Source organism: Cellulomonas sp. PhB150, from assembly GCF_003755175.1.
Classification (GTDB): Bacteria; Actinomycetota; Actinomycetes; order Actinomycetales; family Cellulomonadaceae; genus Cellulomonas.
Genome location: NZ_RKHX01000001.1, coordinates 358,210 through 379,057 on the forward strand (window position 1 = coordinate 358,210; position 20,848 = coordinate 379,057).

The 20,848-nt window shown below is 72.9% G+C and carries 18 protein-coding genes; 2 read left to right on the top strand and 16 right to left on the bottom strand.

Annotation, left to right across the window (positions count from 1 at the left end):
- Positions 1–30: 30 nt before the first annotated feature.
- The 4 genes from EDF34_RS01700 to EDF34_RS01715 form a co-directional block, all read right to left on the bottom strand.
- On the bottom strand, positions 31–408 hold the full coding sequence (locus EDF34_RS01700; RefSeq protein WP_123369648.1) for a hypothetical protein: 378 nt from the start codon (positions 406–408) through the stop codon (positions 31–33).
- Complete coding sequence (locus EDF34_RS01705; RefSeq protein WP_233575128.1) at positions 408–752, bottom strand: DUF948 domain-containing protein; 345 nt, start codon at positions 750–752, stop codon at positions 408–410. Before EDF34_RS01705 ends, EDF34_RS01700 begins: the two co-directional genes overlap by 1 nt.
- Positions 753–1,068: 316 nt before the next feature.
- Positions 1,069–1,695, bottom strand: coding sequence for a 30S ribosomal protein S4 (gene rpsD, locus EDF34_RS01710; RefSeq protein WP_123369650.1), 627 nt, complete (start codon positions 1,693–1,695; stop codon positions 1,069–1,071).
- Positions 1,696–1,898: 203 nt separating this feature from the next.
- Entirely contained in the window at positions 1,899–3,272 is a 1,374-nt protein-coding gene (locus EDF34_RS01715; protein WP_123369651.1) for a replication-associated recombination protein A, read from the bottom strand.
- Positions 3,273–3,345: 73 nt separating this feature from the next.
- Here EDF34_RS01715 and EDF34_RS01720 point away from each other — a divergent pair, with 73 nt between their 5' ends.
- Positions 3,346–5,589, top strand: a complete 2,244-nt coding sequence (locus EDF34_RS01720; protein ID WP_123370606.1) for an MMPL family transporter — start codon at positions 3,346–3,348, stop codon at positions 5,587–5,589.
- Positions 5,590–5,640: 51 nt separating this feature from the next.
- Positions 5,641–6,003, top strand: coding sequence for a hypothetical protein (locus tag EDF34_RS01725; RefSeq protein WP_123369652.1), 363 nt, complete (start codon positions 5,641–5,643; stop codon positions 6,001–6,003).
- 63 nt (positions 6,004–6,066) lie between these two features.
- Here the strand turns inward: EDF34_RS01725 and aspS are convergent, their stop codons facing one another.
- The 12 genes from aspS to EDF34_RS01785 all read right to left on the bottom strand — a co-directional run bounded on the left by aspS (position 6,067) and on the right by EDF34_RS01785 (position 20,792).
- A complete protein-coding gene (gene aspS, locus EDF34_RS01730) occupies positions 6,067–7,845 on the bottom strand; it encodes an aspartate--tRNA ligase (RefSeq protein ID WP_123369653.1) in 1,779 nt (592 codons plus the stop codon).
- A 69-nt stretch (positions 7,846–7,914) separates the two neighbouring features.
- Positions 7,915–8,796, bottom strand: coding sequence for a hypothetical protein (locus EDF34_RS01735; RefSeq protein WP_123369654.1), 882 nt, complete (start codon positions 8,794–8,796; stop codon positions 7,915–7,917).
- A complete protein-coding gene (locus EDF34_RS01740; protein WP_123369655.1) occupies positions 8,790–9,335 on the bottom strand; it encodes a hypothetical protein in 546 nt (181 codons plus the stop codon). The genes EDF34_RS01735 and EDF34_RS01740 overlap by 7 nt, the downstream gene beginning before the upstream one ends.
- Before the next feature lie 57 nt (positions 9,336–9,392).
- Positions 9,393–10,010, bottom strand: a complete 618-nt coding sequence (locus EDF34_RS01745; protein ID WP_123369656.1) for a hypothetical protein — start codon at positions 10,008–10,010, stop codon at positions 9,393–9,395.
- A gap of 44 nt (positions 10,011–10,054) precedes the next feature.
- On the bottom strand, positions 10,055–11,101 hold the full coding sequence (locus tag EDF34_RS01750; protein ID WP_123369657.1) for an Rv2578c family radical SAM protein: 1,047 nt from the start codon (positions 11,099–11,101) through the stop codon (positions 10,055–10,057).
- Positions 11,102–11,148: 47 nt separating this feature from the next.
- Complete coding sequence (locus EDF34_RS01755; protein ID WP_123369658.1) at positions 11,149–12,168, bottom strand: hypothetical protein; 1,020 nt, start codon at positions 12,166–12,168, stop codon at positions 11,149–11,151.
- Complete coding sequence (locus tag EDF34_RS01760) at positions 12,162–12,608, bottom strand: hypothetical protein (RefSeq protein WP_148076554.1); 447 nt, start codon at positions 12,606–12,608, stop codon at positions 12,162–12,164. Before EDF34_RS01760 ends, EDF34_RS01755 begins: the two co-directional genes overlap by 7 nt.
- A 179-nt stretch (positions 12,609–12,787) precedes the next feature.
- A complete protein-coding gene (locus EDF34_RS01765; protein ID WP_148076555.1) occupies positions 12,788–13,255 on the bottom strand; it encodes a hypothetical protein in 468 nt (155 codons plus the stop codon).
- An 80-nt stretch (positions 13,256–13,335) separates the two neighbouring features.
- A complete protein-coding gene (locus EDF34_RS01770) occupies positions 13,336–15,435 on the bottom strand; it encodes a DUF6571 family protein (RefSeq protein ID WP_123369661.1) in 2,100 nt (699 codons plus the stop codon).
- Between the two features lies 1 nt (position 15,436).
- Positions 15,437–15,727 carry a hypothetical protein gene (locus EDF34_RS01775; protein WP_123369662.1) on the bottom strand — a complete coding sequence of 97 codons (291 nt, stop codon included), beginning with the start codon at positions 15,725–15,727 and terminating at the stop codon, positions 15,437–15,439.
- Positions 15,728–15,796: 69 nt separating this feature from the next.
- The gene (locus EDF34_RS01780) at positions 15,797–20,404 is read right to left on the bottom strand and encodes an FtsK/SpoIIIE domain-containing protein (RefSeq protein ID WP_123369663.1); all 4,608 of its coding nucleotides are present in this window, start codon (positions 20,402–20,404) and stop codon (positions 15,797–15,799) included.
- A gap of 73 nt (positions 20,405–20,477) precedes the next feature.
- Positions 20,478–20,792: a WXG100 family type VII secretion target gene (locus tag EDF34_RS01785; RefSeq protein WP_118766246.1), complete on the bottom strand. Its 315-nt coding sequence runs from the start codon at positions 20,790–20,792 to the stop codon at positions 20,478–20,480.
- Positions 20,793–20,848 lie beyond the last annotated feature (56 nt).

The window sequence follows — 20,848 nt, forward strand, 5'->3', positions numbered from 1 at the left end:
CGAGGTGCAGGTGCTGGGGGTCGAGCAGGATCAGAAAAAGGCCGCGTCGCCGTCGTCGTCGGGGTCCTCGGTCGGTCCTGCCCAGTGCGCGGGGATCTTGGCCCGGGGGGTCGCGACGTCGTCGGGCCGGAAGCGTCGTCGCAGGTCGTCGACGTGCTGGCCGCGCTCGGACCGCAGGGCGTCGACGTCGGCGTCGCCCACGAGGTCGTGCATGAGCTGCTGGCTGCGCTCGGTCATCCCCGCGTGGAACTCGGCCACGGCCGTGTTCCACGCCCGGGTCACTCGCGTGGCGCCGTCGACGACCTCGGTCGCGCCGGCGGGCAGGTACTCGGCGGCGAGCGCGCGACCCTTGCGGATCACGACGACGGTCACAGCCACGCCGACGCCGACCCAGAACAGGCGGCGCATCAGCGGCCCTTGCGGGCGCCCGCGGCGAAACCGCCGAACGCGCGCCGCACGCCGTAGGAGAACGCGGCGACCTTGACCGCCGGGCCGCCGATCGTGGCGGCGAACAGCGCGGTGAGCGCCGAGACGTTCTGGGAGACCTGGGCGGCGGCCGTCGTCACGGTGTCGATGTTCTCGAGCTGGGTGTTCCCGGACGCGACGAGCGCGGCGGTCTCGTCCAGGACCGGCACCGTGTGGTCGGTGAGCTCCTTGACCGAGGTCGTCGTCTCGTCCAGCACCCGGCCCAGCTTGAGCAGCGGCACGGCGAGCAGGCCGACGAGCAGCACGAACGCGATCGCGGCGATCATGCCTGCGACGTCACCCAACATCTGTCCGACCTCCCTGACGGGACCCGACTGGTCCGCCCGAAACCCTACCCGCACCCGACTCGGAACCACGTGCGCGCCTGCCGGCGACGGTTGCCCGGGCCACCCGCGACCCAGGTAGCCGCTCTTGTGACCAGAGCTGCCTCCTGAGGCTGGTTCGCGCCACAGGAGTCCACTTGCGTCACAAGTGCGGCTAGGTCGGGCTCGGAGCGCACCGTCGGCGGGCGGCCGACGAGGCCCGGGAACGCGAACGCCCCGCCGGCGCTGGGCGCGGGCGGGGCGTTCGGTGCAGATCGGGTCAGCGGGCGTAGTACTCGACGACTAGCTGGACCTCGCACGTCACGGGGACCTCGGCGCGCTTGGGGGCGCGGACCAGGACCGACGACAGCTTCTCGAGCTGGACGTCCAGGTAGCCCGGGACGGCCGGCAGCACGTCGCGGTGCGCGCCGGCGGCGGCGACCTGGAACGGCGTGGTGGCCTGGCTCTTGGGCTTGACCTGCAGCGTCTGACCCGGCTTCACGCGGAAGGAGGGGCGGTCGACGATCTTGCCGTCCACGAGGATGTGACGGTGCGTCACGGCCTGGCGGGCCTGCAGGATCGTGCGGGCGAAGCCCGAACGCAGGACGAGCGCGTCGAGGCGGACCTCGAGGTTCTCGACGAGGGCCTCACCGGTCAGGCCCGGGGCCTTGCGGGCGTCCTCGTACGCACGAGCCATCTGCTTCTCGCGGAGGGCGTACTGCGCACGCAGACGCTGCTTCTCGCGCAGACGGACGGCGTAGTCCGACTCGGTGCGGCGACGGGCGCGGCCGTGCTCGCCCGGGGGGTACGGACGCTTCTCGAAGTGCTTGACGGCCTTGGGCGTCAGCGCCAGGCCGAGTGCGCGGCTCAGGCGAACCTGGCGGCGCGAGCGGGTCACACTGCTCACAGAGATACTTCCTGTCGTTTGTTTGACGTCACACCCACGAACGGACGAGTGTCCGGAGGGCGTGGGGCCGACCTTCGATCGGCGCGAGCGCGCCGTGGCTGAGGCCCCAGGTGGCCGTCCCGCCGGCTCGCGATGAGGCGAGGGCGTCAGGACGACCCGCATACTCTACCCGCAAACGGGCCTCCGCCCGAACCACCGGTGCGTCAGCTGTCGAGGATCCCGCGGATGCGCTCGAGACGCTCGCCGAGCTGCCGCTCGAACCCGCGGTCGGTCGGCTCGTAGTAGCGCGCACCCTCCAGCTCGTCCGGCAGGTACTGCTGCGCGGCCACGCCGGTGGGCTCGTCGTGCGAGTAGACGTAGCCCTGCCCGTGGCCCAGCGACTCGGCGCCCGCGTAGTGCGCGTCGCGCAGGTGCGCCGGCACCGAGCCGATCCGGCCAGCGCGCACGTCGGCCATCGCGGCGTTGATGCCGTTGTACGAGCGGTTCGACTTGGGGGCGGTCGCGACGTGCACGACGGCCTCGGCCAGGATGATCCGCCCCTCGGGCATGCCGATCAGCTGGACGGCCTGCGCGGCGGCCACGGCGGTCTGCAGCGCGGACGGGTCGGCCATCCCCACGTCCTCCGCCGCGGCGATGACCACGCGCCGCGCGATGAAGCGCGGGTCCTCCCCCGCCGCGATCATCCGCGCCAGGTAGTGCAGCGCCGCGTCGACGTCCGAGCCGCGCATGGACTTGATGAAGGCGCTGATCACGTCGTAGTGCTGGTCGCCGTCGCGGTCATACCGGACCGCCGCGACGTCGATCGCGCGCTCGACCGTCTCGAGGTCGACCAGCGCGGGGGTGTCGTCGCCGCGCTCGTCGGCCGCCGAGAGCGCCGAGCCAGCGGCCGCCTCGAGGATCGTCAGAGCCTTGCGCGCGTCTCCCCCGGCCAGGCGCAGCAGGTGCTCGAGCGCCTCGTCGCTCAGCGTGACCGCTCCGGCCAGGCCGCGCTCGTCGTCGACCGCGCGCCGGACGAGGGACGCGACGTCGTCGGTCGACAGCGGCTGGAGCGTCAGCAGCAGCGAGCGGGACAGCAGCGGCGAGTTCACGGAGAACGACGGGTTCTCCGTGGTCGCGGCGACCAGCGTGACCCAGCGGTTCTCGACGCTGGGCAGCAGCGCGTCCTGCTGCGCCTTGGTGAAGCGGTGCACCTCGTCGATGAACAGGACCGTCTCGCCCGAGCTCGTCGCCAGGGCCCGGCGCGCGCCGTCGATCACGGCACGCACGTCCTTGACCCCGGCCGTGACGGCCGAGAGCTCGACGAACCGGCGGCCCGACGAGGACGCGATCAGGTACGCCAGCGTCGTCTTGCCCGTGCCCGGAGGACCCCACAGCACGACCGAGGACGGCGCCGCCCGGCGGCCCGCCTCGCCCGCGGGCTCGACCAGGCGCCGCAGCGGGGAGCCCGGCACGAGCAGGTGCCCCTGCCCCGCCACCTCGTCGAGCGAGCGAGGACGCATCCGGACCGCGAGGGGCGCGCCGGCGCCGACCGCGGGCAGGCCCGTGGAGGTCGAGGTCGCCGCGTCGAACAGGTCCATGGCGTGCAGAGTACGTCCGCTCACCCACATGCTCATGCGTCGGGTGTGCGAGCACGCCCGTCCACCTGCGACGATGGCCAGCGTGTTCGCCCGTCTCGGTCGCGTCGTCGCCCACCACCCCCGCCTGACCGTCGTCGTCTGGCTGGTGCTAGCCGTGCTCGGCTACTCCTTCGCGGCCGTCGGCGTGCACGGCGAGAGCCTGTTCGACCGCCTGACGACCGGCGAGGCCACCGCCCCCGGCTCGGAGAGCGAGGAGGGCCGCGCGATCCTCGCGCAGGCCGACGAGGCCGGTGCGTCGCTCACCCTCATCCTGTCCGACGTCGACCCCACGACGAAGGGCCTCGACGCCGCCCTCGACCCGGCTCGCACCGACCTGGTCGCGATCGACGGGGTCGCCTCGGTCGTCGACCCGGTCGCGCTGCCCGACGGGGTGGAGAACCCCGCGGCGGCTCCCCTCGTGGCGAAGGACGGGGACGGCTTCCTCGTCGTGGTCGAGCTCGCGCCCGGGCTCACCGACGCGAAGGAGAGCGCGGCGCTCGACGACGTCGAGGAACGCCTCGGCGAGATCCCCGCGGACCTGCGTCCGGTCGCCCCGGACGTCACCGGCGTGGTCGGCGGTACCTCGCTCATCTACTCCGCGATCACGACCCAGGTCGAGACGGACCTGCGCACCGGCGAGGCCATCGCGCTGCCGATCGCCCTGCTCATCATGGTGCTGGTGTTCGGTGGGTTCCTCGCCGCCGCGATGCCGATGGCCGGCGCGTTCGCCTCGATCGCGGGCGGCCTGGCCGCGCTGCTGGGCCTGTCCTACGTGATGGACCTCGACTCGTCGGTCGTCAACGTCGTGACCGTGCTCGGGCTCGGCCTGTCCATCGACTACGGCCTGCTCATCGTGTCCCGCTTCCGCGAGGAGCTGCACCGGCTCGTCGACGCCGACGGCGGCCGCGCTGCACGTCGCCGGCGCGGCGACGGGCCCGTCGTCACGGCCATCGAGAACACGATGGCGACGGCGGGACGCACCGTCGCGTTCTCGGCGCTGACCGTCGCGATCTCGATCGCCAGCCTGCTGGTCTTCTCCCCCGACATCCTGCGGGCCATCGGCGCCGCCGGGGTGGCCGTGGTCGTCGTGGCCGTCGCGACCGCGCTGACGCTCGTCCCCGCGCTCCTCGTGCTCACCGGCCGGCGGCTGTCGCGGCCCGGCGTGCTGTCACGCGTGCCCGGCCTGCAGCGGCTGCTCGCGGGAACCTCGGACGTCGTCGCGGAGGAGGGCCGGTTCTCCCGCCTGGCCGGTCGTGTCCAGCGCCACCCCTGGTGGGTCATGGGCGGCTCGGTCGTCGTCCTGCTCACCCTGGCGCTCCCGCTGGCCCACCTCGAGCTGCGCAGCTCGACCACGCAGCTCCTGCCCACGGGCAGCACCCAGCGCGAGTTCGTCGAGACCCTCGCCGCGCAGTACCCGGCGTCCACGTCGCCCGCGATCACGGTCGTCGCCGAGACCTCCCTCGACGAGGCGACGGCCTGGGCCGACGAGATCGCCGCGGTGCCCGGGGTCGCGTCGGTCGACGCACCCACCCCGGTCGGCTCGTACGTCGCGATCGGCGTCCGCCCCGCGACGACGGACGGTGGCGACGCCGTGGCGCGCGACGCGGTCACCGCGATCCGCGACCTCGATCCCGGCTTCCCGACCTGGGTCACCGGTCAGGCCGCCTCGCAGATCGACTTCGCGGAGGCGCTGCGCGCGGGCGCGCCGTGGGCGGCCCTGATCGTCGGTCTCGCCACCTTCATCCTGCTGTTCCTCATGACCGGTTCCGTGGTGCTGCCGATCAAGGCGCTCCTCACGAACCTGCTCTCGCTCGCCGCCTCGCTCGGCGTGCTGGTCTGGGCCTTCCAGGACGGCCACCTCGAGGGGCTGCTCAACTTCACGTCGACCGGCGGCATCGAGACCTTCGTCATCGCGCTCGTGATCGCCTTCGCCTTCGGGCTCGCGATGGACTACGAGGTGTTCCTGCTGTCCCGGATCAAGGAGCTGCACGACCAGGGCTGCTCCGACAGCGAGGCCGTGCGCCTCGGGCTGCAGCGCTCCGGGCGGATCATCACCTCGGCCGCGGCGATCATCATCGTGGTCTTCGCCGGCTTCGTCGCCGGCCAGCTCCTGGTCATCAAGGAGGTGGGCTTCGCGCTCGCCGTCGCCGTGCTCATCGACGCGACGATCGTCCGGCTGCTGCTCGTGCCCGCCACCATGACGATCCTCGGCTCGGCCAACTGGTGGTCCCCGGCCTGGATGACCCGGATCTACGACCGGCTCGCGATCACGCACTGATCACCCGCCCGGCCCGCGCGGACGGGTGGCCCGAGTTGCTAGACAGGACACGTGCCGCCGACCCTGCCCCACGACCCGCACCTCTACCGCCGCCTGCGGTGGCGGGCGCGCGCGTGGACGGTCGGGTTCGGCACCGTCCTGCTGCTGATGGTCGTCGACGTGGTCCAGCGCTATGGCTCCGACAGCGAGCAGGTCCGCAGGAGCGCGGCCTGGATCGCGTTCCAGGCCGGCCTGCTCGCAGTGGCCGCCGCCTTCGTGCTCCGGTTCCAGTGGACACGGTCGTACCGGGCGCGCCCGCACCGCCTGCACACCGACGAGAGCGACTGGGCATGGCGCGGCGTCCCCGAGATGGACGCGCCGCCACGGGAGCACCTGTCCCTCAACGGTGACGGGGTCCTGCCGCCGCGGTGGTGAGCCGCGTGCTGCGCGACGACCGGCCCGCGAGCGTCAGCTGGCGCTAGCGGGCCGGTCTGTGCGTCACTCCGCGGGTGCGGCCACCTTCGGCTTGGGCGTGAAGTCCACGCCGGCCTCGCGGCGCTGCTGCGCCGTGATGGGCGCGGGCGCCTGCGTGAGCGGGTCGTAGCCGCCGCCCGACTTCGGGAACGCGATGACGTCGCGGATCGACTCCGCACCGGTGAGCAGGGCGACGATCCGGTCCCAGCCGAACGCGATCCCGCCGTGCGGCGGGGCGCCGAACTGGAAGGCGTCGAGCAGGAAGCCGAACTTCTCCTGCGCGTCCTCGGGGCCGATGCCCATGATGTCGAACACGCGCTCCTGCACGTCCCGGCGGTGGATACGGATCGAGCCGCCGCCGATCTCGTTGCCGTTGCAGACGATGTCGTACGCGTACGCCAGGGCCGCGCCCGGGTCGCTCTCGAAGGTGTCGATCCACTCGGGCGTGGGCGAGGTGAACGCGTGGTGCACGGCCGTCCAGGCACCGGAGCCGACCGCGACGTCGTCGTCCTCGCCCGTGGGCTTGAACAGCGGCGCGTCGACGACCCACACGAACGACCACTCGCTCTCGTCGATCAGCCCGCCGCGGCGGCCGATCTCCAGGCGCGCCGCACCGAGCAGCCCGCGGGCCGCCGTCACGCCGCCGGCCGCGAAGAAGATCGCGTCGCCAGGGCTCGCGCCGGTGGCCGCGACCAGCCCGGCGCGCTCGTCGTCGGTGATGTTCTTGGCGACCGGGCCGCCGAGCTCGCCGTCCTCGCCGACCGTGACGTACGCGAGGCCCTTGGCGCCGCGCTGCTTGGCCCACTCCTGCCAGGCGTCGAACCCGCGGCGAGGCGTCGAAGCGCCACCCGGCTGCACGACGGCGCCGACGTACGGTGCCTGGAACACGCGGAACGGGGTGTCCTTGAAGTACTCGGTCAGCTCGACGAGCTCGAGGCCGAAGCGCAGGTCGGGCTTGTCCGAGCCGTAGCGGGCCATCGCCTCGTGGAACGTCATGCGGCGGATCGGCGTCGGGATCTCGACGTCGACGAGCTTCCAGAGCGCGACCAGGATCTGCTCGCCGAGGGCGATCACGTCGTCCTGCTCGACGAAGCTCATCTCGACGTCGAGCTGCGTGAACTCCGGCTGGCGGTCGGCGCGGAAGTCCTCGTCGCGGTAGCAGCGCGCGATCTGGTAGTACCGCTCGAGGCCGGCGACCATGAGCAGCTGCTTGAACAGCTGCGGCGACTGCGGCAGCGCGTACCAGCTGCCCGGGGCCAGGCGGGCGGGCACCAGGAAGTCGCGCGCGCCCTCGGGGGTGCTGCGCGTGAGGGTCGGGGTCTCGACCTCGACGAACTCCTGCGCGTCGAGCACGGCGCGCGCGGCGGCGTTCGCCTGGGCGCGCAGCCGGATCGCCCGCGCGGGCGCGGGCCGGCGCAGGTCGAGGTAGCGGTACTTGAGGCGCGCCTCCTCGCCCACGGGCTCGTCGAGCGAGGACGAGACCTGGAACGGCAGCGGCGCGGCCTCGTTGAGGACGACCACGTCGGTCGCGACGAGCTCGACCTCGCCGGTCGCGAGGTTCGCGTTCTCGTTGCCCGCGGGCCGACGACCGATCTCGCCGGTCACCTGCAGGACGTACTCCGCGCGCAGGCCGTGCGCGACGGCCTCGTCGCGGATGACCACCTGGGCGATGCCCGAGGCGTCACGCAGGTCCACGAACGCCACGCCGCCGTGATCGCGCCGGCGGTCCACCCAGCCCGTGAGGGTGACGGTGGTGCCGATGTGCTCGGCTCGCAGGGAGCCGGCGGTGTGGGTGCGGAGCACAGCGAAGTCCTTCGGTCAGGGGTTGTGGCCGCAACGATCCTAGTCGTCGGACCCGGGTGGCCGACGCGCTCAGGAGCCCGACGTGACGATCGACTGGATCTCGGCGACGGGGACCGCGCGCCGCTCCCACGGTGACTGCAGCACCGTCGGAAGTCCCGCGAGGTCCAGCGGCGCGCCGTCGTTCTCGAAGCGCACGTCGTAGACGAGGCGCATCCGGGCCGGGTAGCCGGGCGACGACCGCGGGTAGTCGACCGAGCACTCGTCGGACTCGGTCGTCGTCCACGCGCACGTCCGCACGCCCCGCCCGTCGCCGGGGTCGACCTCGAGGTGCGCAGGCTGCGCGATGGCGACGACGCCACCCGCCGACGAGCCGGTGAGCGTCCCGGCCGATCCGGTGTCCGCCCAGAACCACGTGGGGAACCCGACGACGGTGCGCCCCGGCGGGTTGAACGCGACCGAGAAGGCGGGGGTCTGCAGCGCGCCGAACGCCTGCTGCGCGAGCTCCTCGAGGCTCGGCCCCTGGTCCTCGGGCTGGTACCAGCTCCAGCCGTAGTCGGTGTCGCCGGCCGCCGTGGTGCACCACTTGAACGTGTAGATGTAGTCGGGCCCGGGTCGGTCGTCCTCGGGCCAGTCGGCCTCGTCGAGGTGGGACGGGTTGTTGACGGCGCAGGCGGTCGTGCCGACGCAGAAGACGTAGTCGCCGACGCCGTCGACGACGCTCTTGTCGCACTTCTCGGGCGCGGGCGCTCCCCCGCCGCCACCGCCCCCGGTCTCGTCGCCGCCGCTCTCGTCGCCGGGGCACACCGTCTCGTACGTCATCTTGCCGTCGACGACGCCGGCCTCGACGAGGGAGCAGCCCTCGGCTGCCGTAGCCGCGGGCATGGGCAGGACCAGTGCGAGCCCGACGAGCGCCGTCAGCGCCGACGCCAGGGCTCGGTGCAGCGTCAGCACGTCAGCGTCACGTCCTTGTCCGGCACGGTGGCGGTGACCGTCCACGCGTCGTCGGCGAGCGTGAGATCCCAGCCGGTGGGAAGCGGACCGTACTCCGTCGCGAGCTTCTGGTCCTCGTACACACCCACCCAGCCGTCCTGGTTCATGCAGACCTCGTACCGCGCGGTGGTGCCGTCGACGGTGATCGTGGGCTCGCCGAGCGTCGGGTGGCCCTCGCGATGGATGCCCTGGTCGACAAGATCCTTCACCCGGGCGGACTCCTCCTTGGCGACGGCGTCGGACGCGATCCCGAACATCGGCGCGGGGTCGACCTGGCCCTCGTTCTCCATGGACGCCATCGCCGCGACGTACTTCTCGACGACCTCGGCGACGGCCGCCTCGGCCTGGGCGTCGTCGGCGGTGGGGGTCGGTGTGGCACTCGTCGTCGGGCTCGCGGACGGCGCGTCGGCTGGCTCCGGGTCCGACGAGCAGCCCGCCAGGAGCACGACGAGGACGCCGCCGGCTGCGGCGGGTCGGACGAGGCTCGAGGTGAGATGCACGCCAGCGAGGCTAGGTGATCGTCGTCCGGCGATCGAGCCGAGCCGGTGTGCCCTTCGCTACAGCGGCAGCCTGATCGTCGTGCTGACGCGCGTCACCGACGGCCGCGGCGGGACCGACGAGAAGCCGAACGCGACCGGGGGCTCGACGGGTGTGAGCGCCCCGCACGGGACACCCGCCCACGAGGCGTCGACCGCCGCGACCGCGTGCTGGTCCGAGGCCGCATACGTCTCGACGCGGCCTCCGCCCGCCGACCCCCGGGTCCGCACGCCGGGCAGCGCGAACCGAGCGACCGGGTCCACAGCGGCGGCGAACCACTCCGCCGAGGCCAACGGTCCCGGGACCGTCGCCAGCAGCCGGCCGACGGCTGTCCGCGGGCCGATCGACAGCTCGGCGTCGAGCGGCCCGGCGGTGACGCGCCACGTTCGCGCCACGGCGTCGGTCGTGACCCGCACGTCCACGAGGTGCACCGCGTCGAACGCGTAGGTCGCGGACACCTCGTCGGCGACGTCCGCCCGCGGCGCCAGCAGGATCCGCGTGCCGGACTCGTCCTCAACCATCACGTCGGCGAAGCTCCCGTACGGCGAGGACAGCCACCGGCCGACGACGAACCGACGACCGCTCGCCGTGCCGAGGCCGGCGATGTGGCCGCGGTAGACGTCGACTCGCTCGGGCACCCGGCCACGCTAGGCGCCGCTCCCCCGCCGCGCACGCGGCCGCCTCAGAACAGCGCCGGCTGCAGCACGGTCGTCTCCGACGGCGCCACCTGCGGCACGGGCATGCTGCCCTCCGGGTAGGTCCCCTCGCGGTCGAACCGGTGGCCGCCGCCGTCGCCCAGCCCGTGCTTGGCGACGAGTGGCCGGACGCGCTCGTCGAGCCACCGGGCGTACTCGCGCGGCGCGTACGCCCCGGAGCCGTACAGCGAGCGGTACTTCGCGACGAGGTCCGGTCGGTGCTCCTCCAACCAGGCGTGGAACAGCGGCTTGACGGGCCCGCGCAGGTGCAGCGGGAGGACCGTCACACCGGTGGCGCCCGCCTCGCTCAGCTGGCCGAGCAGCGCGTCCAGCTCGTCGCGACCGTCCGTCAGCCAGGGCAGCACGGGGGCGACCATGACGCCGCACGGCAGGCCCGCGTCGCGGACCGCGCGGATCAGGTCGAGCCGTGCGCGCGGGGTCGGCGTGCCCGGCTCCATCGCCTGCTGCAGGCCCTCGTCACCGATCGCGAGCGAGACGCCGATGCCGACCGGGACGTGCTCGGCCGCCGAGGCCAGCAGCGCGAGGTCTCGCCGCAGCAGCGTCCCCTTGGTCAGGATCGACAACGGCGTGCGGGCCTCGACGAGCGCCTCGACGATCCCCGGCATGAACGCGTACCGTCCCTCGGCCCGCTGGTACGGGTCGGTGTTGGTGCCGAGCGCCACGGCCTGCCTGTCCCACGACCTGCGGGCCAGCTCCGCGCGCAGCACCTCGACGACGTTCGTCTTGACGACCACCTGCGTCTCGAAGTCACGACCGGCGTCGAGCTCGAGGTACTCGTGCGTCGGGCGCGCGAAGCAGTAGACGCACGCGTGCGTGCAGCCGCGGAACGGGTTGACGGTCCACCGGAACGGCATCGAGGACGCCTCGGGAACCTTGTTCAGCGCGCTGCGTGCCAGCACCTCGTGGAACGTGATCCCGGCGAACTCCGGCGTGCGCACGCTGCAGACGAGCCCGCGCATCCCGAGCCCGGGGAGCACTGCGTCGTCGTCGCCTCGCTGGTCGTCCCATCGCATCCTTCATGCGAACACCTGTTCGAAGCGGTGTCAACCGACGCGCCGCGTCAGGACCCCGTGACGATCGACTGGACCTCGGCGACCGGGACGTCGGCCGTGCTCGTGACGGTCTGGTCGGGCAGGGTGGTCGCGCCGCCGCCGAGGCTCGACACCCACGACGCGGTCCAGACCGCCTCGGCGGACAGGCGCGACGTCGGCTCGTCGTGGTCGCCGACCACCGGCTGGTTGGCACTCGACCGGTCGAAGGTGATCGCGCAGTCGGTGCTCGCCCCCGCCGACCAGGGAGTGCCGGTGTCGCCGCACGTCGCCGAGGTCGCACCCGGCGCCGACAGGTGCAGCTCGTCGACCGAGGCGTCCACCCGAGCCCACAACGCACCGCCGTAGACGGACGCCGTGACGTTCACCGCGGTGGGGCCGTCGAGCCAGACCCAGGTGGGCATCCCGACGAACGTCGCGCCGTCCCCCGTGCGCGTGGGGTTCCAGTGGATCTCGCCGGGCGCAAGGTTCATCGCCTTCATCGCGATCTCCGCGAGCATCTCGGGCGTGACCAGGGGCTCCGGCGGCGGGTCGCCCGCGTCGACCCACACGGTCGGGTGGTCCGTGAACCATGCCGTGGCCGCGTCACCGAAGCCGTCGATCTCCTTGCCGTCCTTCCAGTACGCGCTCGAGCACTCTCCGCTGTACCAGTGGCCCTTGTCGTCGTCGGCGTGCTCCTCGTACCCCGGGATGTCCTCGACCGGCTCGCCGAGGTTGTGGTCGTGAGCGTGCGCCTCCCCGCTGTCGACGTACTCGGCGTACGCCTTGCCGGTCATGAACTGGTTGTACCAGCACAGCGGGTGCTGGGCGATCGTCTTCGCGTCGATCGGCACCGAGTCACCACCGGCCGTGACGCCGCTGCCGGTCACCGTCACGACGATCGTCCCGCCGCCCGCACTGCCGCCCGCGGAGCCTCCGCCGCAGCTGGCCGTGCACGGACCTCCTGCCGCGACGGCTCCCGGCGCGCCGCCAAGGATCGCGGCGGCGGTCAGCACGGCGAGGGCGCCGCCGACGCGAAGCCGCGTCAGCACGACGCACCCGGTCGGTACGTCTGGACCGCCCACGCTCCGGTCGGCTGCACGGCGACCTCGGCGCGGACCTTCTGACGTGCGGTCGGCAGGTCAGCGCCCGACGTCACGGTGCCGCCCCGGGTGTAGGTCGCCTGCCGCTCGTCGCTGCACAGGTCGACGACGACCAAGCGCTGGGAGCCACTGAGCTTTCCGTAGGTGCTGGTCACCTTTCCTCCCGTGGTCCAGCCGTCCTTCTTGTTCGTCGTGACGACGTCCTTCACCTGGGCGAGCGCGTCGTCGGTCGCGAGGTCCTTGATCGCCGGGGAGACCTTGCCCGCGGTCCGCGACCTCCAGAACTCCACCTGGAACTGCATCAACGAGTTCATCGCCTCGGCCTGCGGGCCCGTCACGTCGGGGATCTGCTCGAACGCGATGCCGAGGGCCGGGTCCGATCGGTCCACCGGGCCAGCGTGCGTCGGGCTCGGCGTCGACGTCGGAACGGGCTTCGATCTCACGTGGGCCGTCTCCGCGGGTGCCTGCGCGGTGGCCGTCGCCGCGGGCGCGTCGGTGCCCCCGGTGCACGCGCCGACCGTGAGCACGGCGGCGAGCGCGAGGGCGGACCGCGCACGCGTGCCCGGGCTCAACCCTCGAGCTCCTGCGACGCCGCCACCTGCGACGACAGAGCCGGCAGGTCCTTCAGCGGGTCGCGGCCGTCGCCCTTCCACGTGCTGGTGAGGGACACGACCTGGTCGCCCACGAAGACGACCGAGCTGGCGCCGACCGAGCCGCTCCACGCCGCGCCGTCGAGGTCCTGGTACCGCACGGTCGGGTCGGTGACCCCGGTCGCCGTGCCGTCGACCTCGGCCCGGAGCTTGACCCCCTCGGTCGACGACGCGGGCTGGACGCTCACGAAGAGCATGGCTCCGTCGACGAGGCTCGTGTCGGTCGGCCAGATGTCGCACGTCCGCTTGCCGTCGGCGTCGGTGGTCTCCAGGTCGCCCTCGACCCGCCCGACCTCCAGGCCCATGGCCGTCTCGACGTCCGAGCGGTCCATGCCGCAGACGAGGTCCGCCTCGGCGGCGGGCTGCGACGGGATCTGGGTCGGCATCGGTTCCTCCTCGGTGGACGACGTGCACCCCGCGAGGGAGGCACTGAGCAGCAGCGCGGCGAGGCCCCACAGGGGCGCCCTCACAGCGGCAGGCCCCACTGGTCGCGGTACGTGCCGATCACGCGCTCGGCGACGATCGTCTTCATCGCCGACTTGTTGTACCAGTCCTGGTACGCCTGCGAGCCGGTGTCGAAGTGCGGGGGCGGGCCGGCCTGGATCGCGCTCGCCGGTGGCGGCGTGAAGTCGTAGCCGCGGTCGGCAGCACCCTGGACGGCCGCGTCGTCGAAGTAGCCGCTGGCGAGCAGCTGGTTCATCGTGGCGTCGGCGAGCTGCGTCTGGACCTTCTGGCTCAGCTCGGAGTACGTGGCACCCGAGTCCTTCGACGCGCTGTCCTTGATCTCGTCCAGCGTGGCGTCCTTGAGCTGGTCGACGCCGAAGTTGAGCCACTTGGGCTTGATCTCGGGGATGTACGGGATCGCGGAGGCCAGGCTGAGGGCGTCGGCGATCGCCTCGGCGCGCTTCTTCTGGTACTCCTCGTCCGACTTGTCGCCGCCGTACGCGGTGTCCAGCGTCCAGCCGATCACCTGCGACGCGTTGGTGATGGCGGGGTTGGAGTCGTCGCTGACGCCGCCCGTGATGAAGTTGGCGGCCGCGTTGGGCTGCTTGAGCATCGCGTCGGTCAGGCCCTTGTTCACGGCGAGGTTCTGCGCCTGGAACAGGCCCGTCATGAAGGGCGTCAGGTCGTTCTGGTTCTCGCCCAGCGTCCCGACGATCTTCGCCAGCAGGGCCTTGTCGAGGACCGCGCCGTACGGCATGTCGGAGTCGAACAGGTCGCCGCTGCCCGGCTGCGACCAGCCCTGCGCGAGGTCGTCGTGGTCGTCGAGGATCACGCGGTAGGCGTCCGCGCCGTACGACGCGAGCATCTGGGCGACGTGCGAGCGCAGCCCGTCCGACATCTTCCAGCCCTCGTGCTGCCCGAAGACGAGCCACCCGTCGGACTGGCCCTCGCCGGTCTTGTCCCCGATGAGGGCGAAGGTCTGGGAGGCGAGGTCCGCCGAGAGCTGGCCGGAGGCCTCGCTGTTGCGCAGCTTGGTGGTCGCCGCCTCGAGCGCGGAGCCGAGCGCGCCACCGTTGGTCGCGTCGATGTCCCAGCGCCGGTCGAGCACCAGGTACGCCAGGCGCTCGGACACCGTGACGTCGTGGCCGTCGATGCTGACCTTGCGGTCGTCGCCGCCGCCGAAGAAGTCCTGCGCGGCCTCCGGGTTGTTGCCGAGCGCGGCCATGATGCCGGCCAAGGGGTCGCGGAACCGCTTCCCGTCGGCGTCGTACACGCCGCCGTTCGGGTCGTCGCTCCCGCGCGGCTCCCAGACCTTGCCGCGCTCGTCGCCGAGCTCGCGCTCGTAGTCGTAGACGCCCTCGGCGATCGTGCTGAGGAACGGCGTCCCGTAGTGGCCGGCGTTGAGCAGGACCGTCAGCGCGTTCGCCCGGTCGACCTGGCCGCCGCCACCGTCGTAGTACGGGGAGGTCGGCACCTCCGCCTCGATCGTGTCGAGCCAGCTCTGCGCGTAGTCGGACGGCAGCGCGAGGTCGCCCGTGCTGCGCGTCGCCGTCGCGACGGTCGTCGACATGCCGTTGAGCAGCTTGCCGTACCAGGCGTTCTCCGCGTCGAGCTCGTCCTGGGTCTTGCTGCCGTCCTGGTCCGAGCGGTTGTACCCGAGCTTGATCACGACGTCCGCGAGCTCGTCGGCGCTGAGCGCCTTGGCGAAGCCTGCCGCGAAGTACGGGTCATCCTGCATCTCGATGATCTGGGCGATGAGGTCGTCGTCCGGCCTGCCGCCGTCCCGCAGCGCCTCGGCCGCCTCCTGACCCGCCTGCTGGGCCTTGTCCGGCGCCATCGAGGTGATCTCGGTGACGTCGTCGAACTGCACCGTGCCCGTCGGCCAGGTCGGGTTCGAGCCCTCCAGCGCCTGCGCCTTGGCGAGCCGGCGGCGCGCGTCGGGCAGGACGTCGCGCGCCCAGTCGGCCGCCGTCTGCATCCCCTGGGTGTCGGACGTCGCGAGGTTGTAGCGCGACAGCGTCGTCCGCAGCGAGCTGCGCGCCGAGTCGAGCGTCTCGATGCCGCTGGTCAGTCCGTTGACGAGCTGCTGCATGCCCGCCACGTCGATCATCGCCACGGCCATGTCAGTACCACGTCGCTCGGTAGTCGGTCGGGTCGACCTTCGCGGGCTCGCGCGAGTACCGCGACGTCATCTCGTCCACGCAGTCGCCGCCCGCAGTGCCCGCCTTGGTCTGCATGTCGGTGCAGTCCTTCGAGAACGTGTCCGCCGTGGTGCTGACCCAGGCCTCGTTGGCCAGCGCGCTGAGCACGGACGAGAACGCCGATCCCGCCCACGACGCCTGCGTCTGCGCGCCGGGTGTCGCGCCGTGCAGCGCACTGCGGTACCGGTTCTCGACCTTCTCGGGGTCAGTCATCCCGCTCCCTCGCTCGTCACGTGCTCGGATGTCCGCAATTTCACTCTAACGACCAGTTCGCCCGGGCACTCAGGGGACCGGCACCTGGACGCTCTGCCACGCGCCCGCGAGCGACAGGATGCCCCGGCCGGGCACGGGCGCGCCGATGACCGAGCGCGGCAGCCGGAGGCCGAACACGTCGCCGTCGTTCGGCGAGCTCGGCGACAGCAGGAGGCCGCTGCGCGACTTCTTCAGGGCCGGCGCCGGCCCGCGGTAGGAGCCGGAGAGCTCATCCGTGGTCCCGCCGGCCACGACGAGGCCAGGTCGGTCCCGCAGCGCACCGACGTGCTCGACCACGGCGTCGGCGAGCACCCCGTCGGTGCCGAGCAGCTCGAGATCGTCGATCACCAGCAGGGTGGGTGCGCCGTCGGCGGGCACGAGCTGCTCGAGAACGGCCTTGATCTCGTCGCGCGTCGACTCGAGGGTGAGCTCGCCGACGATGCCCGGCGTGCCTGCGAGGTCGCGCAGCGGGCTGCGCCGCGGGGTCACCGTGCCGACGAGCCAGCCGCGCTCGAGCGCCGACGAGGCCATCGTGAGCAGGGTCGTGCTGCGGCCCGAGCGGCGGGGTCCCACGACGAGCACACCGGGACCGTGCTCCTCGGCCTCGAGGCCGAACAGCGTGAGGCTGTCCCCGCCGACGCCGGCCGGCACCGCGGTGGGCGCGAGCGTCGAGGAGCCGAGCGCCCGGGCCTCGGCAAGCGTGATGCGGGTCGGCAGGTCGTCGACCCGGAACGGCGCGTGTGCGGCGGGTGTCGCACCGGCGCGCGTGGTCGCGTCCCGGGCGATCCGCTGCAGCGCGGCGACCTGCTCCGCGCCCCCCACCTCGGGGTCCAGGACGCAGACCTGCAGCTCCTGGCTCCCGCGCGAGCGGAACGCCCGGCCGTCGGCGATGTCACCGGGCACCTGTCGCGGCGTCATGCCGACCGCGGAGTAGTCGCCCGCGTCGGGCATCCGGAGCATGACGCGGTCCTCGGTGAGCGTCGAGATGCGGCCGTTGAGCAGGCTGCGGTCGCCGCTGAGGATCACCTTGACCCCCGCACCCGGGCCCTCCTGGAGGATCTGGGTCCACAGGTCGAGCAGGACGCCGGAGTCGTAGTCCTCGAAGGCCTGGACGAAGCCCTCCCAGCGGTCGAGCAGCACGACGACGTAGGGCAGGCGCTCGTCGACGTCGACGTTCGCCCGCTGCTCGGTCACGTCGGCGAAGGACTGCTCGGCGAGCAGGCGCTGCCGCCGCGAGATCTCCGCGCGCAGCCGGCGGGTCAGGCGTGCGAGCCGCTCGGGCTGGTCGCGCGTGACGACCGCTCCCGTGTGCGGCAGCCCGACGAGCGGGAGCAGCGCGTTGTTGCCGCAGTCGACCCCGTAGAGGTGCACGTCACGCGGCGAGGTCTGCCGGCCGATCGCGGCCGCGAACGTGCGCAGCGTGGTGGACCGGCCGGACCGTGGGCCTCCGACGACCGCGAGGTGGCCGGACAGTGCGACGTCGTGCACCGCGACGTCGCGCCGCTGCTGGGAGGGCAGGTCGACGAGGCCGTACGGGAGCGCGAACGGCGAGTCGGTCTGTCCGGTCCCGGACTGCTCACCGAGCTCGTCGATCGTCACGACCGCGGGCAGCGCGGGCAGCCACGGCGGCGGCGGTGCGGCCACGCCGGCCAGGTCCGCGGCGCCCTGCACGGCGGTAACCAGCGAGGCGAGGTCCGTCGGGGTCTCGACGTCGTCCTCGCCCGTGGACCCCGGCGTCCGCACGGGCCGCCCCAGAGCAGCCCACGCGAGCGACGACACGGCGACCGAGCCGCCCCGTGACGCGCTCGGCGGTCGACCACCGACGCGCGAGGCCTGGAACGCGGCCAGGCTCGAGTGCCCGAGGCGGGCGTACGCACGGCCGGGCAGGCTCTGCGCGATCTCGGCGGCCTCGGGTCCCTCGATGACGTCCTGGCTGTCGTTGCGGTCCGTCACGCGCAGGGCGATGCGCAGGTTGGTGTTCGACTTGATCTCGGCGCTCACCACGCCCGCGGGTCGCTGCGTCGCGAGCAGCAGGTGCACGCCGAGCGATCGACCACGGCGGGCGATGTCGACGAGGCCGGTCACGAAGTCCGGCAGCTCGGCGACCAGCGCCGCGAACTCGTCGATGACGATGAGCAGCCGCGGCATCGGGTCGTCGTGGGGGCCGCGGGTGGCCAGGTAGTCCTCGATGTCCTTCGCCCCGGCGCCCGCGAGCTGGTGCTCGCGGCGGCGCAGCTCGGCGGCCAGGCTCTCCAGGGCGCGCGTGGTCAGGTGCGTGTCGAGGTCGGTCACCATGCCGACGGTGTGCGGCAGGTTCTTGCAGTCCTTGAACGCCGCACCGCCCTTGTAGTCGACGAGCACGAACGTCATCTCGTCGGGGCGGTTGCCCACCGCGAGCGAGGCGATGAGCGTCTGCAGGAGCTCGGACTTGCCGGATCCGGTGGTACCCGCGACGAGGCCGTGCGGACCGTCGGCGCTGATGTCGACGGTGAACAGGCCGTCGCCGGTCTCGCCGATCACGGCCCTGGTAGTGCGGCCGCCGCCGGCCCAGCCCTGCGCGACCGCGCTCGCCTGCGGCGGGTCGAGGTGCAGGACGTCGAGCAGGCGGGACGACGAGGGCAGCGTGGAGGACAGGTCCTCGGTGCTGATGTCCCGGATGGGCGACAGCGCCCGGCTCAGGCGCTCGAGCCAGGGCCCGTCGACGAGGTCGGCGCGCACGCCCTCGACCGGGTCCTTGCCGGCGACCGAGACCGTCGTCGCATTGCCGTCGAGCCGCACGACCGCCTGGCACTCCTCGGGCAGCTGGCGCTCCTGCTCGTCGAGGCACAGGAACAGGACGCCGACCGCGGGGCCCTCGCGCAGCAGCGTCACCAGGCCGGGCAGGAGCCGGATGCGGCGCGCGCCGTCGAGGACGACGAGCACCGGCGGCGGGAGGATGTCGGCGACCGAGGCGAAGCCGCCCGAGCTGCTGGACGCGGCGCGGCGGCGCTCGACGAGGTCCAGGAGCTCGGCGACGCGGCGGGCGGTCGTCTCGTCGTCGTTGCCGACCGAGACCAGCGGGCCGGCGTCGCGGCGCAGGTGCGGGAGCCAGCGCACCCAGCGCCAGTCCGCCTCCGAGCCGGGCTCGCTCAGCAGCACGACCGTCACGTCGGCGGGCGAGTGCGAGGCGGCCACCTGCGCGACCATCCAGCCCGCCACACGACGGCGCTCCTCGTCGCTGCCCGCCACGCCGGTGACGCCGACGCGCGCGAGCGGCACCGCGACCGGCACGTCCGCGGCGGTCCAGTGCTGGATCTGGTCGTGGTCGTCGCGGGCGGGGTCCCGCAGCGACACCTCGCTGGCCACGTCGGCGGTCCCGACCCGGGCGAGCATCCAGTCCGGGTCCGTGCGACGGCGCTCCCAGAGTCGCGAGCGCGGGCCGGTGGCGAAGAGCAGGACGGTCGCGGGGTCCGGCAGCTCGCGGCGACGCGCGGCGCTCTCGGAGGTGAGCGCGGCGTACGCGTCCGCCTCGATGCGCGCGGTGCGCTCGGTGAACGACCGCACCGCGTCGACGTGCTGGCCGCGCCGCGACTTGCGCGACGAGAGCCAGTTCGACAGCGCCATCAGGGGGGACAACGCCATGATGATCAGCGAGTAGGCGCTGTGCGTGATGGCCAGCATCGCGCCACCCATGACGACGGGCAGCAGCATCATCATCAGCGGGAACGGCTGCTTGTCCGGTGTCCGCGGCTCGGCGGGGAGGCGGAACTCGCTCGTCCGGGCGGGGGGCAGCAGCCGGGGCGGGCGGTTGAAGTCGAGGGTCGCGCCCTCCGGGCTGGGCGAGAGGCTCGCATCGGGCGGCTCGTGCTCGGCCAGCTCGAGGACGGTGTCCCCGACGACGAGCGACGCCCCGGTCTCCCAGGTGCGCGGCGTGCTCAGCGGGAGCCGGCCCAGGTGCAGGAACGGGCGGTCGGCCTCGGGGTCGAGCTCCTCGATGCCGGCGGTCGCCCCGCGCGCCTGGGCCAGGAGGGCCGAGTACTTCTTGGTCTTGCGCGCCGGCGCCGGAGTCCCGCTCGCGTCGCCCGACCGCACGACGATCGGGCCCTCGAGCGGGCGGCGGCGCAGCGGGGCTGCGAGCGAGCGCCCGACGAGGTCGGGTGCGGCCGAGACCGTCACTGACCCGTCGACGCCCACGTCGACGAGCACCGCCTGCTCGGGTGCGTCATCGAGGCGGACCGACGCCGACCGGCCGGAGCCGATCGCGTGGTGGCCCGGCGCGAGCCGGTGCACCCGGCCGGCGCCGCGGCCCGAGACGACACGGATCTCGCTCGTGCCGAAGGGCTCGTCCCACGGGTCTGCGACGTCGCGGCCGAGGCCGACCAGGTGACCGTGCCGCAGCGGGCACTCCTCCAGCGTCTGCGTCGCGTCGAGCTCACGCCCGCGCCACCACAGCGGGACGGACGTGTCCTGCTCCGCCCGGACCACCTGGACGACGCCCAGGTGCCCGGAGCCGGCCGGCACGACGCTCTGCTGCTCGAACCTCAGCGCGCCGGCGAGCGCGGCGGCCAGGTCGCTCACCCGTGCACCGGACGCGCACTCGGCGACGACGTCGACGAGCTCTGCGCCACCGGGGACGGCAACGCTCAGGATCAGACGCACGCCACCTCCCGGGCCGGTGCGGAACAACGGACGACGGCCCGCCCCCGCAGGGGCGGGCCGCCATGCGCGGTTCTCAGATGCGGTCGCCCTCGCCGGTCGCGGCGGCGATGTTGTTGTGGTTGACCTTGACGTCCTTCGCGGCACCCTCGAGCGCCTCGTTCAGCTTGTCGAGGTTCGCGCGGTAGTCCGTCCACGCCGTGCGGAAGTCCTCAGAGTACTTACCGGTCCACACGGCACTCTCGAGAGCGGAGTCGACCTTCGTCTTGATGTCGTGGGCTTCCTGCGCCTTGGCCACGAACGTCTTGTGGAGCGCCTGAAGGGTACTGAGTTCTGCACCGACCGCCACGGAGATCTCCTTTGTTTTCCAGTGGCGCCCCCATGACGCCACCCCTTGTTGGTCACGCTATCGCCAGTTCCCACATCGGGCAGGACGTGCCCGAGAAC